The 15381-nt window shown below is 67.2% G+C and carries 14 protein-coding genes and 1 pseudogene; 8 read left to right on the forward strand and 7 right to left on the reverse strand.

The genetic code is table 11. The annotated features are described in order from the left end of the window. Nucleotides 1–362: 362 nt before the first annotated feature. The 3 genes from QZM72_RS27665 to QZM72_RS27675 form a co-directional block, all read right to left on the reverse strand. Nucleotides 363–788: a transposase gene (locus QZM72_RS27665; protein ID WP_256979672.1), complete on the reverse strand. Its 426-nt coding sequence runs from the start codon at nucleotides 786–788 to the stop codon at nucleotides 363–365. Between the two features lie 68 nt (nucleotides 789–856). After that, a complete protein-coding gene (locus tag QZM72_RS27670; RefSeq protein WP_089468371.1) occupies nucleotides 857–1822 on the reverse strand; it encodes a LysR family transcriptional regulator in 966 nt (321 codons plus the stop codon). Nucleotides 1823–1999: 177 nt separating this feature from the next. Continuing rightward, on the reverse strand, nucleotides 2000–2974 hold the full coding sequence (locus QZM72_RS27675; RefSeq protein WP_089468372.1) for a GlxA family transcriptional regulator: 975 nt from the start codon (nucleotides 2972–2974) through the stop codon (nucleotides 2000–2002). 116 nt (nucleotides 2975–3090) lie between these two features. On the opposite strand from QZM72_RS27675, the gene QZM72_RS27680 reads away from it, so the two are divergent. Continuing rightward, on the forward strand, nucleotides 3091–3774 hold the full coding sequence (locus QZM72_RS27680; RefSeq protein ID WP_089468373.1) for a DJ-1/PfpI family protein: 684 nt from the start codon (nucleotides 3091–3093) through the stop codon (nucleotides 3772–3774). A 59-nt stretch (nucleotides 3775–3833) separates the two neighbouring features. Further along, complete coding sequence (locus QZM72_RS27685; RefSeq protein ID WP_089468790.1) at nucleotides 3834–4145, forward strand: cupin domain-containing protein; 312 nt, start codon at nucleotides 3834–3836, stop codon at nucleotides 4143–4145. A gap of 57 nt (nucleotides 4146–4202) precedes the next feature. Here the strand turns inward: QZM72_RS27685 and QZM72_RS27690 are convergent. After that, nucleotides 4203–4373 (reverse strand): annotated as a pseudogene (locus tag QZM72_RS27690) (PAAR domain-containing protein); the annotation flags it as partial. Between the two features lie 416 nt (nucleotides 4374–4789). Between QZM72_RS27690 and QZM72_RS27695 the strand changes: the two are divergent. Next, complete coding sequence (locus tag QZM72_RS27695; protein ID WP_089468374.1) at nucleotides 4790–5677, forward strand: LysR family transcriptional regulator; 888 nt, start codon at nucleotides 4790–4792, stop codon at nucleotides 5675–5677. Nucleotides 5678–5921: 244 nt separating this feature from the next. Continuing rightward, nucleotides 5922–9029 carry a transglycosylase domain-containing protein gene (locus QZM72_RS27700; RefSeq protein ID WP_301739685.1) on the forward strand — a complete coding sequence of 1036 codons (3108 nt, stop codon included), beginning with the start codon at nucleotides 5922–5924 and terminating at the stop codon, nucleotides 9027–9029. Between the two features lie 39 nt (nucleotides 9030–9068). Here the strand turns inward: QZM72_RS27700 and QZM72_RS27705 are convergent, their stop codons facing one another. Continuing rightward, on the reverse strand, nucleotides 9069–9416 hold the full coding sequence (locus tag QZM72_RS27705; protein ID WP_089468376.1) for a GFA family protein: 348 nt from the start codon (nucleotides 9414–9416) through the stop codon (nucleotides 9069–9071). A 148-nt stretch (nucleotides 9417–9564) separates the two neighbouring features. On the opposite strand from QZM72_RS27705, the gene QZM72_RS27710 reads away from it, so the two are divergent. Further along, nucleotides 9565–9810, forward strand: a complete 246-nt coding sequence (locus QZM72_RS27710; RefSeq protein ID WP_089468377.1) for a DUF1272 domain-containing protein — start codon at nucleotides 9565–9567, stop codon at nucleotides 9808–9810. Nucleotides 9811–9834: 24 nt separating this feature from the next. Here the strand turns inward: QZM72_RS27710 and QZM72_RS27715 are convergent, their stop codons facing one another. Further along, nucleotides 9835–10545, reverse strand: coding sequence for a FadR/GntR family transcriptional regulator (locus tag QZM72_RS27715; RefSeq protein ID WP_301739686.1), 711 nt, complete (start codon nucleotides 10543–10545; stop codon nucleotides 9835–9837). 120 nt (nucleotides 10546–10665) lie between these two features. Here QZM72_RS27715 and dgoD point away from each other — a divergent pair, with 120 nt between their 5' ends. Next, a complete protein-coding gene (gene dgoD / locus QZM72_RS27720) occupies nucleotides 10666–11814 on the forward strand; it encodes a galactonate dehydratase (protein WP_089468379.1) in 1149 nt (382 codons plus the stop codon). 148 nt (nucleotides 11815–11962) lie between these two features. On the opposite strand, the gene QZM72_RS27725 is transcribed toward dgoD, so the two are convergent. After that, the gene (locus QZM72_RS27725; RefSeq protein ID WP_301739687.1) at nucleotides 11963–12895 is read right to left on the reverse strand and encodes a CopD family protein; all 933 of its coding nucleotides are present in this window, start codon (nucleotides 12893–12895) and stop codon (nucleotides 11963–11965) included. Between the two features lie 390 nt (nucleotides 12896–13285). Here QZM72_RS27725 and QZM72_RS27730 point away from each other — a divergent pair, with 390 nt between their 5' ends. Then, nucleotides 13286–14050, forward strand: coding sequence for a c-type cytochrome (locus tag QZM72_RS27730; protein WP_089468381.1), 765 nt, complete (start codon nucleotides 13286–13288; stop codon nucleotides 14048–14050). Between the two features lie 19 nt (nucleotides 14051–14069). Then, nucleotides 14070–15368, forward strand: coding sequence for a cytochrome c (locus tag QZM72_RS27735; RefSeq protein WP_006477897.1), 1299 nt, complete (start codon nucleotides 14070–14072; stop codon nucleotides 15366–15368). The last annotated feature ends 13 nt before the right edge of the window (nucleotides 15369–15381 follow it).

Raw genomic sequence — 15381 nt, forward strand, 5'->3', positions numbered from 1 at the left:
GCATCGAACATCGCTGGAATCTAATTGAAACGTAGAAAGTCAGCGTCAAAGAACGTCAATCGTTGCCCGGTTGAAACAGTTCGTTCGCGCCGAAGCTCCAACACGGGCGCTCGCCCCTCTCCCCCGACCGTGGCAAGTTACATATTGCGTCGTCCGCAACTATGGGCGCCATTGTAATGGCAATCCGCGCGAATATTACCTCACCCATCACCTCAAAAATCCCTGACAGAATTGCGAGGGCGAATTGGCGCACAAACGATAATCAACTTTCTTTCAACCACATATCACCTTCCTGAGCCCGGCCAGCTATGGCCGCTCCGTCGATGCATTTCCGCGCCGGCGCACTTCGCTTAAAGGCCAGTTCAAAAAGACCGCTCCGTTCGGCTGAAGATATTCCGGCAGACGAGCGCGCAGGCCAGTTTTAAGAATGCCTCGTGAATGTCGGAGCGGCGTTCAAAGCGAGTACGAAGGCGACGGAAACCATGGAGCCACGAATGAGTTCGTTCGACGACCCAACGGAATTTCCCGAGACCGCTGCCGTGTTCGGTCCGACGCCTAGCGATAACCGGTCGGATGCCGCGCTCGCGAAGTCGGCGCAGCTCCGAGGGCGACAGCCCGCCGTATTTCGTCCGCCAGTTGTAGAACGTCGCATCGCTGATCCCCATCTTGCGGCAGACCTCCGCGACAGGCGTGCCCAACTCGGCCTGCTTCAATGCGTATGCGATCTGCTCTTCGGTGAACCTGCTCTTCTTCACGGCATGACCTCCTGGTCTTGATGACAACGTCATGCCGGAATTTTCCACTTTCAAATGGGACAGTTTTGTGGGCTAGGGTCACTTCAGCCCGCGCGCCGCGACTACGCCACCACCGCTCCGCGCAGCGCCTCAACCCCCACCTTCCCCCGCCAGTTCTCCCCACCCTCCAGCGCCGGCGTCGACTCGAACACCTCCGCGATCCAGTCGGCGAACACGCGCACCTTCTGCGACAGATGCCGATTGTGCGGATACACGATCGAGATAGGCTTCGGCTTCGGATTGCTATCCGGCAGCACCTCGACCAGCGAGCCGTCGAGCAGGTGCGGCAGCACCATGAACAGCGTCGGCTGGATCATCCCGAAGCCTTCGAGCCCGCACGTCACGTACGCATCCGAATCGTTGACCGTGACGCTGCCGTTCATCCGCACCTCGAACGGCTTGCCGTCGATCATGAACACCCACGGAATCGCCCGCGCGCCGTGGCTCGCGCGGAAATTCACCGCATGATGCTCGACGAGATCGGCAATCTCGTTCGGCTCGCCGTGACGGGCGAGGTAGTCGGGCGACGCGCACGTCACGCGCTTGAGCATCCCGATGCGCCGCGCGACCATCGACGAATCCTCGAGCGGGCCGACCCGGATCATGCAATCGATGCCCTCCTCGACCGGATCGACGTAGCGGTCGGACAGCCCCAGCTCGAGCGTGATGTCCGGATAGCGCTGCCGGAAGATCGACAGCGACGGCAGCACGACGCGCCGCCCGAGCGAACTCGGCATGTGGACGCGCAGCACGCCGCTCGGCTTGCGGTTGCCGGCCTGGAAACTGGCGTCGGCCTCGGCGATCTCCGCGATGATCTTCATGCAATGCTCGTAGTACGCGGCGCCCTCCGGCGTCAGCGACAGCCGGCGCGTCGTCCGGTGCATCAGGCGCACGCCGAGCAGCGCCTCGAGATTCTGGATGATGGTCGTCACCGACGCGCGCGGCATCGCGAGCGTGTCGGCCGCCCGCGTGAAGCTGTTCGCGTCGACCACGCGGGTAAAAACTTCCATTGCCTGGATTCGGTCCATGCTGCTTCCCTCTTTCGAATCGCCAACGGAACAGAATAGAGCGCGCGGTAGGCGCGGCACAAGCCCCCGCCTATTGTTGTCCGATCCTGAATAGTTTCGGCGCTTCGGACTGGAAACCGACCGGTTTCCGTTCAGTTCCGGGCAGCGCCCGCGCCGGCCCCGCCCATCCGTCGTCCGTCACCGCACGAACCGCTCGCGATATCCCTGCGGCGACACGCCGAGCACGCGCACGAAACTGCGTCGCAGCGTCTCCTCGGAACCGAAGCCGCAACGCCCGGCGATCCGCTTGACGGGCCACGCCGTTTCGCCGAGCAGGCGTTGCGCGGCCTCGACCCGGATCTGCTCGACCGCGCGCGCCGGCGTGCGGCCGGTCTCCGCACGATAGTGGCGCACGAAGCTGCGCTCGCTCATGCTTACGCGCTCGGCGAGCGCGGGCACCGACAGGTCGGCCGTCAGGTGCTCGGCCATCCACGCGTGCAGTTCGCCGAACCGGTCGGCGGTGCGCTGCATCGACAGCATCGTGCTGAACTGCGCCTGCCCGCCCGGACGCTTCAGGAACACGACGAGTTCGCGCGCGACGTCGAGCGCGGTCGCCCGCCCGAGATCCTCCTCGACCAGCGCGAGCGCGAGATCGATGCCGGCCGTCACGCCGGCCGACGTCCACAACGCGCCTTCGCGGATGAAGATCGGGTCCGGCTCGACGCGCACGTTCGGGTAACGCGCCGCGAATTCGTCGCAGCGCGCCCAGTGCGTGACCGCGCGCCGCCCGTCGAGCAGGCCGGCCTCGGCGAGCAGGAACGCGCCGGTGCAGACCGACGCCACGCGCCGCGCGCGAGCGGCCTGCTGCCGCACCCAGCGCACCACCCGCGCATCCTTCGACGCCGCATGCACGCCCTTGCCGCCGGCGACGATCAGCGTATCGGGACGGCGCGCAGCCGCGCGCAGCGACTCGGCCATCACGACGAGGCCGGACGACGTCTCGACGGGCCCGGCTTCGACGGCCACGACACGCGGCGCATACGGCGCCGGCTGCCCGCGCTCCAGCGCGAGCTCGTTCACGGACGCGAACACCTGCAGCGGCCCGGTCACATCGAGCAGCTGCGCACGGGGAAACGCGAGGACCAGGATCGAACGCGGGGCGGCGGCAGGCACGGCGATTGGCTGAAAACGTGGGTGATATGGCAATTTCGCCAAACACTACGCGCCTAGAATCGATCTGTCCATCCCGTGCCGAACGGCACGCGTTCCCTTCCCGACGGAGTCTTCGCATGACCCTGCATATCGGCCTTCTCGTCTTTCCGGGCGTCCAGCAACTCGACCTCACCGGCCCGCACGACGTGCTCGCGTCGTTGCCCGATGCGGCCGTCCATCTGGTGTGGAAGTCGCGCGACGCAGTCGCGTCGAGCAGCGGCCTCGCGCTCGCGCCCACCTGCACGTTCGACGACTGCCCGCCGCTCGACGTGATCTGCATCCCGGGCGGGATCGGCATCAACGAGCTGCTGCTCGATGCCGACACGATCGCGTTCGTGCAGCAGCGCGCGGCCGCCGCGCGCTACGTGACGTCGGTCTGCACGGGCGCACTGCTGCTCGGCGTGGCCGGCCTGCTGCGCGGACGGCGCGCGACGACGCACTGGCGGTTCCACTCGCTGCTCGAACCGCTGGGCGCGATACCGGTGCGCGAGCGCGTCGTGCGCGACGGCAACCTGGTCACGGGCGGCGGCGTGACGGCCGGCATCGACTTCGCGCTGACGATCGCCGCGGAGCTGGTCGGCGACGAAGAAGCGCAGGCGATCCAGCTGCAGCTCGAATATGCGCCCGCGCCGCCATTCGACGCCGGCTCGCCCGACACCGCGCCGGCGGCGGTCGTGACGCGCGTCACCGAACGGACGGCAGCCGGCTTCGCGAAGCGCAAGCAGATCGTCGAGCAGGCGCTGCGCGCGACGGCGCGCTGAATACGGATGTCGGAAAAATCACGGGAAAGCGGCACACACGCGTGCCGGAGAACACATCGATGAAGATCGTCCGGAGTGCCGCATTCACGGCGGATCGCGCGTGGGATGCGCTCGACATCGCGAACCTGAACGGCATCACGGTCCGGCTGCACTGGGCCGACCAGCCGTATCGCTGGCACGTGAACGACGGCGAGGAGGTGTTCGCGGTGCTCGATGGCCGCGTCGAGATGCGCTACCGCGACGCAGGCGTCGAGCATGCGACGGTGCTCGAGACGGGCGACGTCTTCCATGCGACGGTCGGCACCGAGCACGTCGCACATCCGCTCGGCGCCGCGCGCATCCTCGTGATCGAGACCGCAGGCAGCGTCTGACGGCGGACATCGGCGTCTCGAGGCCGCGCGAGCGCCACCGCCTGCGCGCGGCGGGGCTCAGCCCGAGATCGTCCCCGTCGCCTGCGACGGGATCAGTTTCGGCTGCGGCGTGCAGTGGCACTGGCACAGGTCGTGTTCGAGCGCGACGACCTTGCCCATCACGGTCGTCGTGCGCTCGCCGCCGTCCGACACGATCACGCCCGGCGACTTGCACGCCGCACAGAACACGGATCCGGCGCCACGCGCGCTCAGCCGCCGCGATGCGCCGAACCCGACTGCGTACGACTACCCGATCCACCGTTCCGTCGAGGCCGTGCGTCGGCACGAGTGCGCGAAGCCACCAACGCAACAGGGACGTATACGGTTCGGCATCACCTTGCATCGATAACGTCCGATGCTTTAACGAAAAAATTCGCCTATATTTTCGTACAATTACTAAATACAAATCCCCAAAAAAGGTTTAATGGCATACTAAATCAAATCGCCAATTCAACGCCTTAACGCCCGGGAACCCATCATTCTCCGACCGTTCGCACACCCGATAAATACGCGATTCCATAATAATCATTCGTTAAAACGGGTCGTTAAAATTCGGTAATCCGATAGATAGAATTCAATCAACACTTTCTGTTTATCGATAAAAAATGGACGAACTCCTACCGATGCGACTATTCGTCAAGGTCGCCGAACTTCGCAGTTTCGCGCGCGCAGCCACGGAACTGAACATCTCCAACTCGTCGGCCACCCGGCTCGTGATGAGCATCGAGGATCGGCTCGGCGCACGCCTGCTGAATCGCACCACCCGCAGCCTGTCGCTGACCGATGCGGGCCACCTCTATCTGGCGCAGATCCGCCACGTGATCGACGAAATCGACCGGGTCGAGGAAACGATCGCGTCGATGCATCACGAACCGATCGGCTCGCTGAAAATCGCCGCGCCTGTCATGTTCGGCATGCACGTGCTCGCGCCGGCCATCGACGCGTTCAAGACGCGCCATCCGGCGATCGTGCCGGAAGTGACAATCGTGGACCGTCACGTCGATCTCGTGTCGGAGGGTTTCGACATCGGGCTGCTGCTGTCGCAGCACATCAGCAACAACACCCTCGTGAAGCGCCCGCTCACGCGCATCAACCGGATCGTCTGCGCGGCGCCGCACTATGTCGAGAGGCACGGCGCGCCGGGCCATCCGCACGATCTCGCGTCGCACGCGGGCCTGGCATTCCATGCCGATTTCGCGGGCGAATACCTGTCGTTCGAACACGAACAGACGCGCACCACCGTGCGCCCGAACAAATCCGCATCGTCGAACAACGTGGGGTTGATCCGGAACTGGGCGTTGTCCGGCATGGGCATCGCGGTCCTGCCCGATTTCCTCGTCAAGCCGGATCTCGACGACGGCCGGCTGCTCGCGCTGCTGCCCGGCTATCGGCTCGAGACCCTCGAGATGAATGTCGCGTACCCGAGCCGCCGGCACTTTCCGCGCAAGGCGCGGCTGTTCGTCGATCATCTGATCGAGCATTTCGTCAGTTAAATGAAGGACGCAATCGCGCCCGATTTTCCTCGCCGATTCGCCGCCGCCCGCTCCCCACGCTTGGCCGGGGCGGCACGCCGGCAGGCGTGCCGACGGCCGTCGGCCCGTCGCTGGGACGGAACGGGCACGCCTGTTGCGCCGGCGCATCTCGGTAGTCAACCGCTCTTGGCAGCTCGCTGCGGAGGACTACACTAATCCTTAATGGGGTGTGGCCGGACAACCGCGCCCTCAGGGAGACGCCGCCATGAATCGGCCGCTGAATCGTATCCTCCCGCGCGTGACCGGTCCCGCATCGGTCTGGACGTGGGCCAAGTGGTCTTTGCTCGCCGCGCTGCTGATCGCGGTGGCGATCGTCGCACGGCTCGTGCAGACCGAGATCGAAACATCCCGGCTGCAGGCACGCTACCTGTCCGAGCTCACCCGCGACGTCGGCTACACGGTCGAGGCGGGGCCGAGCGATCACATCCGCTTCCCCGGGAACGGCCCGTACGACCAGCGCTTCGGCTACGCGATGATCCCCGCGTTCCAGCAGCGGTTGCTCGCGCGCGGGTTCGTCGTCAGCGAACAGGCGCGCGATTCGCAACGGATGCTGTCGCTCGGCGAGCGCGGGCTGTTTCTCCCTTACGAAGAGAAAGACCAGACGGGCCTGATGCTGTTCGATTCGACCGGCTCGCCGCTGTTCGCGACCGTGTTCCCGCAGCGCGTCTACGCCGACTTCGACACGGTGCCGCGCGTGATCACCGATTCACTGCTGTTCATCGAGGATCGCTACCTGCTCGATGCGAACCAACCGAACCGCAACCCGGCGATCGACTGGGGGCGCTTCAGCCGCGCGCTGGCCGACCAGGCGCTGCACGTGGTCAACCGCCATCAGGCGCGCCCGGGCGGCAGCACGCTCGCGACGCAGATCGAGAAATTCCGCCATTCGCCCGAGGGCCGCACCGCGACGCCGCCCGAGAAGCTGCGGCAGATCGCGTCCGCGTCGGTGCGCGCGTACCTGAACGGCCCGCAGACGATGCTCGCGCGCCGCACGATCGTGGTGCGCTACCTGAACTCGGTGCCGCTCGCGGCGCGGCCGCACGTCGGAGAAATCACCGGCATCGGCGACGGTCTCGCCGCGTGGTACGGCCGCGACTTCAACGAGGTGAACCGCGTGCTGTCCGCGCCGACGACCGGCGACAACGTCGACCAGCAGGGCAAGATGTTCCGCGAGACGCTGTCGCTGCTGATCGCGCAGCGCGCGCCGTCGTACTTCCTCAACCGCGGCTATCCGGCGCTGCAGAAGCTGACCGACAGCTACCTGCGGTTGCTGTCGAACGGCGGCGTGATATCGCCCGCGCTGCGCGATGCCGCGCTCGCCGCGCAGATCGAACGCAGCGCGCCGCCGGCCGCCGCGCGCGTGCAGTCGTTCGTGTCGCGCAAGGCCGTGACGTCCGCGCGCGCGTCGCTGCTGTCGGCGCTCGGCATCAGCGACCTGTACCAGCTCGACCAGCTCGACCTGCAGGCCACCAGCACGCTCGACAACGGCGTGCAGCAGGCGGTCGCCGAGCGGCTCGCGCGGGCATCGACGCGCGACGGCGCGCAGGCTGCCGGCCTGTACGGTTTCGAGATGCTCGCGCCGAAGGACGATCCGTCGCACCTCACGTACAGCTTCACGCTGTACGAGCACCGCAACGGCGCGAACATGCTGCGCGTGCAGACCGACAGCGTGAACCAGCCGTTCGACGTGAATCGCGGCGGCCGCATCAACCTCGGCTCGACCGCGAAGCTGCGCACGCTGATCACGTACCTGCAGATCGTCACCGATCTGCATGCGCGCTATGCGAACCTGTCGAACGCGGAGCTCGCGCGCGTGAAACCCGATCCGATCGACGGGCTGTCGCGCTGGGCGCTCGACTACCTGTCGCATACGCGCGACCGCTCGCTGCAGGCGATGCTCGATGCGTCCGTCGAACGCAAGTATTCGGCGAGCCCGGACGTGTTCTATACGGGCGGCGGCGCGCAGGTGTTCTCCAACTTCGAGAAGTCGGACAACGGCCGCATCCTGACGCTGCACGCGGCGTTCGAGCACTCGGTCAACCTCGTGTTCGTGCGGCTGATGCGCGACATCGTCCACTACGAAATGCTGCAGGCGGCCGGCCCGTCGTCGTCGTGGCTCAACGATCCCGCGCAGCGCCAGCATTACCTGCAGCAATTCGTCGACGGAGAAAGCCAGGTCTACGTGAAGCGCTACTACACGCGCTATGCGGGCAAGGCGCCCGACGACGCGCTCGCGCTGATGCTGCGCGACGTGCGCAAGTCGCCGCCGAAGCTCGCGACGGTGCTGCGCAGCGTCGCGCCGAACGAATCGCTCGCGTGGTTCGATGCGCAGATGCGCGCGCAACTGAAAGGCACGCCGGCCGCGACGCTGTCCGACGACGATCTCGCCGCGCTCTACGCGAAGTACGCGATCGACCGCTTCAACCTCAACGATCGCGGCTATATCGCGAGCGTTCATCCGCTCGCGCTGTGGACGCTCAACTACCTGCGCGCGCATCCGGCCGCGTCGCTCTCCGAGGTGCAGCGCGACAGCCGCGATGCGCGTTTCTACACGTATTCGTGGCTGTACAAGACCCGCTACCACGCGACGCAGGACCGGCGCATCCGCCGCATGGTCGAACTGCGCGCGTACGCGGAGATCACGAAGTCGTGGCGCGCGCTCGGCTACCCGTTCGCGGAAGTGACGCCGTCCTACGCGGCCGCGATCGGCGCATCGGGCGACCAGCCGGACGCGCTCGCGAAGCTGATCGGCCTGATCGCGAACGGCGGCCAGAAGGCGCCGACCGAGACGATCACACGGCTCGATTTCGCGAAGGGCACGCCGTACGAAACCCGCTTCGTGCGCGCGGCCGCGCAGCCGCAGCCGATGCTGGCGCCGGAGATCGTCAACGTGGCGCACACGCTGCTGCGCGACGTCGTGCTCCACGGCACCGCGCGCCGCCTCGCGGGCGGGCTCACGCTGCCGGACGGCAAGACGCTCGACGTGTACGGCAAGACCGGGACGGGCGACCAGCGCTTCAACGTCTACGCCCGTGGCGCGCGGCTGATCGAGTCGCGCAAGGTCAACCGCAGCGGCACCTTCGTGTTCGCGATCGGCGATCGGTTCTTCGGCGTGCTGACGGCGACCGCGCACGAACCGTATGCGGCGCGCTACGACTTCACGAGCGCGATGGCTGTGCAGTTGCTGAAGTCGATGGCGCCGGCGCTCGCACCGCTGATCGAACGCCCTGCCGACGCCGGCACGCGCACCGCCGGCCCGGCGCCGCAGGCGGAGACGCCTGCGCCGAACGCGGCGGCCGCGCAACCGTCGTGATCGGGCCGCGCCGCGCAGGCGCCCGCAACGGCGCGCCGCTCAGTGCGAGCGGCCGTCGTAGTGCGTGACGGGCAATGCGTCGAGATCGACGCCCTCGACGCAGCGCACGTTGATCGCGGCCATCGCGGTGCCGTCCGGATGGACGCCTTCGCCGAACGCGTGAATCCCGCAGCGCTTGCAGAAGCGATGCCGGATCACGTGCTTGTTGAACAGGTAGGTCGCGAGATTTTCGTCGGGCGTCAGCAGCTTCATGTGGTCGCGCGGCACGAACCACATCAGCGCGCCCTTGCGCTGGCAGATCGAGCAGTTGCACGCCATCACGCCCTGCAGGTCGCCTTCCGCCTCGAACGTCACGTCCCCGCAATGACAGCTTCCGCGATAAAGCATGGTCGTCTCCCGGTGCAGCCCGTGCGCAGCGCCGGCGCCCGAGCGGGACACCGTTGGCCGGGCCGATCCAAACGCGTACAGTAGCGCTCGCACGTGCCGCACGCAATGTCCGGGCGGCGCCCATCCCTCATCGACCCAGGAGACGATCATGCTCGAACTGCGCCCCGGCTGCGAATGCTGCAACAAGGACCTGCCGCCCGACTCGGCGGAAGCGCGCATCTGTACGTTCGAATGCACGTTCTGCGCGACCTGCGCGGACGACGTGCTGAAGGGCCGCTGCCCGAACTGCGGCGGCGACCTGGTCGCGCGGCCGCGACGGCCGGCGAGCCTGCTCTCGAAATACCCGCCGTCGACGGAACGCATCCACAAGCCGGGCGGCTGCGCGAACGCCTGACGGCGCCGCCTCACCCCGCGTCCGTCACGACATCTCGATCCGCGCACGCGTCACCGCGAGCAGCGTCGCCATCGCGCGGCGCGCGCCGCTCTCGTCGCGCACGCGGATCGCGTCGCTGACGGCCGTATGCTCGGCAAGCGACGCGTTGTACACGTCCGCCCGGCGCGCGTTCAGTTGCAGTTGCGCCTCGAGCGTGCGATCGATCAGCGCGCCGAGCGGCACCAGCAACTCGTTGCCGCCGGCCTCCAGCACGCTCAGGTGAAAGTGCAGGTCGGCGCGCACCCATTCGTCGACGTTGCGCGCGGCGGCCATCGCGCGCACCGCGTCGTCGATCGCGTCGAATGCTTCGGGCGTATGCGTGCGCGCGGCCAGCGCGGCCGCGTGCGGCTCGATCATCTCGCGCATCTCCTGCAGCTTCAGCGCGAACGCGAGCGGCGGCGCGACGCGCGCATACCAGTCGAGCAGATCGGCATCGAGCAGGTTCCACGAACGACGCGGCCGCACGCGCGTGCCGACCTTCGGCCGCGATTCGACCAGCCCCTTCGACGTCAGCGTGCGCAGCGCCTCGCGCATCACCGTGCGGCTCACGCCGTACATCTCCATCAGGTCGGGTTCCCTCGGCAGCAACGATTCGGGCGGATAGTCGCCGCGCAGGATCGCCGTCGCGAGCCGGAAGGCCGTCTGTCCATGCAGGTCGCGTTGAATGATCGTTCTCCGTCGGGCGGGGCTGCCCACTATCTGCGCATTAATGCTATTAATACTATTTTTTATTCGACTACGCTAGGATAACCGCGAAAGCACGGATCGTGCGCCGCGCCCGCGCGGGCGCGCCGGTCAATCATGGAGACTCGCGTCATGAAAATCACCCGCCTCGAAACGTTCGTCGTCCCGCCCCGCTGGCTGTTCCTCAAGATCGAGACCGACGAGGGCATCATCGGCTGGGGCGAGCCGGTCGTCGAAGGCCGCGCGCACACGGTCGAGGCCGCCGTGCAGGAACTGGCCGACTATCTCGTCGGCCGCGACCCGCTCCTGATCGAGGATCACTGGCAGGTGATGTACCGCGCGGGCTTCTACCGCGGCGGCCCGATCATGATGAGCGCGATCGCGGGCGTCGACCAGGCGCTGTGGGACATCAAGGGCAAGCATCACGGCGTGCCCGTGCATGCGCTGCTCGGCGGCCAGGTGCGCGACCGCATCAAGGTGTATTCGTGGATCGGCGGCGACCGGCCGAGCGACGTCGCGAACAACGCGCGCGCGGTGGTCGAGCGCGGCTTCAAGGCCGTGAAGATGAACGGCTCCGAGGAGCTGCAGATCGTCGACACCTACGACAAGGTCGAGCAGGTGATCGCGAACGTCGCGGCGGTGCGCGACGCGGTCGGCCCGCACGTCGGGATCGGCGTCGACTTCCACGGCCGCGTGCACAAGCCGATGGCGAAGGTGCTCGCGAAGGAGCTCGACCCGTACAAGCTGATGTTCATCGAGGAGCCGGTGCTGTCGGAGAACGCCGAGGCGCTGCGCGACATCGTCAACCAGACCAACACGCCGATCGCGCTCGGCGAGCGGCTCTACTCGCGCTGGGATTTCAAGCACATCCTCGCGGGCGGCTACGTCGACATCATCCAGCCGGACGCGTCGCATGCGGGCGGCATCACCGAGTGCCGCAAGATCGCGACGCTCGCGGAAAGCTACGACGTCGCGCTCGCACTGCACTGCCCGCTCGGGCCGATCGCGCTCGCCGCGTGCCTGCAGCTCGACGCGCTCAGCTACAACGCGTTCATCCAGGAACAGAGCCTCGGCATCCATTACAACCAGGGCAACGACCTGCTCGACTATCTGCGCAACCCCGAGGTGTTCCGCTACGAGGACGGCTTCGTCGCGATCCCGCAAGGGCCGGGGCTCGGCATCGACGTGAACGAGGAGAAGGTGCGCGAGATGGCGAAGACCGGCCATCGCTGGCGCAACCCGGTATGGCGCCACGCGGACGGCAGCGTCGCCGAGTGGTGATGAACGCGTGAGATGGAAGGATGCGTTGCGCGGCACGTGCGCCGCGCAACGCGTTCGACACGGCCGCCCCGACAAGGCGGCCGTTTTTGCATCCGCGCCATGCCGGCGGCGCGCGCCGGCGCCCGCCCGGCGCCCCGCCGTTCGGCCGTCAGCCGAGCGCGGCGAACCCCGGCACGCTGAACGACAGCACGGCCGCCGCGACAAACACGCCGATCATCGTCATCCCTTCGAGATGCAGGATGTTGCGGAACGTGTACGCGTCCTCGGTCGACGCGGTGCGGCGCAGGCGCGGCAGCGCCGAGAAGCGGTTGAGCCCGCCGAGCACGAGCGCGAGCGCGACGAGCAGCAGCTTCAGCAGCAACACGCGCCCCCACGTGCTGCCGTCGAGCGGCGCGAGCGAGCCGCCGAGCCCGCGAATTGCGTTGAGCACACCGGTGCCGAGCACGAAGACGACCGCGACGATCGACGTGCGCGACAGGTGCTGGCCGATGCGGATCAGCGCGCCGCGCGCGACCGACGTACCCAGCGCCGGCAGCACCGCGAGCCCGCCCGCGAGCACGAGGCCGCCCCACACGGCGGTGGCCAGCAGGTGCAGCGTCTGCACGCCGACCGCCGCGGACAACGCGCCGCTGTCGGCCGCATGGCCGAGCGACGCCTTGCCGGCCGCGACCACGATCACCGCGAGCCACAGCACCGCATGCGCGAGCGGGCCGTCCGGCTTCGCGAGCGCGACGATCGCGAGCAGCACCGCGCCGGCGAACGCGACGCTCCAGGCAAAGCCCGTGTGCGTTTGCATCAGCACGACGGGAATCGCGGCGAACGCACCGCCGAGCCCCGCGCCGCTCATCGTCGCGGCCTCGTAGACGAGCCAGCCGAGATCGGCGAGCACCAGCGCCAGCGCCGCCGCGGCCAGCGAATGTTGCGCGCGCAGCCATGCGGAATGCGACGGCGCGACGACCGGCCGCGCGCCGTCCTTGCCGAGCCACGCCTTGAGGAGCGCCGAGCCGACCGCCATCGCGAACGCCGCATCCATCAGCGCCGCGAGCGCGACCTGACCGATCCACAAGCTGTCGAACTTCATCGCGCGGCCCCTCCCGCAAGCGGCAGGCCGGCAGTGCGGCGGCAAGGGAACGGGCAGCGGGACGGACAGCGGGAGGCAGGCAAGGGCACGGTAGAAAACGTCATCGATGAATCCGGAAACGGGAGAAATGACTGGACCTGCGGCGGAGGCGGCGCCGCGCGACCCGCGAGTGTACGGTCTTCGATGGGGAAAACGCACGCCGGTTCACATGAGCCCGGCGCAATGCGCGTCAAATTGTCGCAAGTCGCAAACGGACAGGAACCGATGTCCTTTTGCCAAATAGCCGTCATTACCCATCGATGATAGAATGCCGCGTCGCAGCAGCCCGGCTGTCCTGCCGTCCATGCGCCGAGCCGATCGTAGCCCGGACAAGGTCCCCGACGAATAAACATGGAGTCTCGTGTGTCTTCAAGACGCCTCTTCCGTCCGCTGCTCGCCGTTCTGATGATCGGCGGCGCGGGCCTTATGAGCGCTGCCCAAGCGCAGACCAAGCCCACGGAGCAAGCGCACGCCCAGCAGGCGCCGCTCAAGGCACCCGATACGATGGCCGAGCGTGTGCGCGGCTGTACCGCATGCCACGGCGTCCACGGCCAGGGCACGGACAACGACTACTTCCCGCGTCTGGCCGGCAAGCCCGCCGAGTACCTGTACAACCAGCTCGTCAACTTCCGCGACGGCCGGCGCAAGTACCCGCCGATGAACTATCTGCTGACGTACCTGAACGACGATTACCTGAAGGAAATCGCCGAGCACTTCTCGGCCGAACGTCCGCCGTACCCGACGCCGGCGAAGCCGACGCTGCCGGCCGCGACGCTCGCGCGCGGCAAGCAGCTCGTCACGCAGGGCGACCCGTCCCGCAAGCTGCCTGCCTGCGTGGCCTGCCACGGCGCAGGGCTGACCGGCATGCAGCCGGCGATCCCGGGCCTCGTCGGCCTGCACGCCGATTACCTGAGCGCGCAGCTCGGCGCATGGCGCTCGGGCAACCGTCACGCGAAGGCACCGGATTGCATGCACGAGATCGCATCGAAGCTGTCGGATGAAGACGTGACGGCCGTGACCGCGTGGCTCGCCGCGCAACCGGCGCCCGCCAACCCCGTGCCGGCCCCGGCGCGTTCGATGAAGACTCCGCTCGCCTGCGGCAGCGAACCGCAATAAGGCAAGGGAGACAGACACAATGAAACGCAAGTCCCTGTTTGCACTCTCGGCCGTCGCGATCGTCGCGGCTGCCGCCCTCGTGCCGGTCCTGTGGCCGGGCAACGACACGCTGCACGGCGCCGCCGCCGTCGCGGCCACGCCGGCCGACCAGGCCGCACTGATCAAGAAGGGCGAATACCTCGCGCGCGTCGGCGACTGTATCGCATGCCACACCGTGCGCGGCGGCAAGTCGTTCGCGGGCGGCCTGCCGATGGCGACGCCGTTCGGCACGATGTACACGCCGAACATCACGCCGGACGACCAGAACGGTATCGGCAAGTGGACGTCGGACGACTTCTACCGCGCGATGCACACGGGTCGCTCGAAGGACGGCAGCCTGCTGTACCCGGGCTTCCCGTTCGCGAGCTACACGAAGGTCACGCGCGCCGATTCGGACGCGATCTACGCGTACCTGCGTTCGGTGCCGCCGGTGTCGGTGCCGAGCCGTCCGCACGAACTGAAGTTCCCGTTCAACAACCGCAACCTGCTGATCGGCTGGCGCACGCTGTTCTTCAAGGAAGGCGAGTACAAGCCGGATCCGACGAAGTCGGTCGAATGGAACCGCGGCGCGTATCTCGTCGAAGGCCTCGGCCATTGCTCGATGTGCCACACGTCGATCAACATGATGGGCGGCCCGGTGAGTTCGTCGGCGTTCGCCGGCGGCCTGATCCCGCTGCAGAACTGGTATGCGCCGTCGCTGACGAACGACAAGGAACTCGGCCTCGGCGACTGGCACGTGCAGGAGCTGTCCGACCTGCTGCAGGCCGGCGTGTCGCAGAAGGGCGCGGTGTTCGGCCCGATGGCGGACGTGGTCCACAACAGCCTGCAGTACATGACCGACGAAGATACGCGCGCGATGTCGACGTACCTGAAGTCGATCCCGCAGAAGGCTGAAGCGCCGAAGAACATGCAGTACGAGCCGTCGAAGCAGTTCGGCAACGCGCTGTTCGACCAGGGCAAGAAGATCTACGCGGACAACTGCGCGACCTGCCACGCCGAAACCGGCGCCGGCAAGCCGCCGGCCTATCCGCCGCTCGCGGGCAACCACTCGATCATGATGGAATCGGCGGTCAACCCGATCCGCATGGTGCTGAATGGCGGCTATCCGCCGAGCACGTTCAAGAATCCGCGTCCGTACGGGATGCCGCCGTTCGCGCAGTCGCTGTCGAACCAGGAAGTCGCGGCAGTCGTCACGTATATCCGGATGTCTTGGGGTAACAACGGTACGCCGATCTCGCCGCAACAGGTGAGCGACCTGCGTTCCGCGCCGCTCGACTAAGAAGCGGCTCACA

The organism is Burkholderia sp. AU45388 (assembly GCF_030481585.1).
Lineage (GTDB): Bacteria > Pseudomonadota > Gammaproteobacteria > Burkholderiales > Burkholderiaceae > Burkholderia > Burkholderia sola.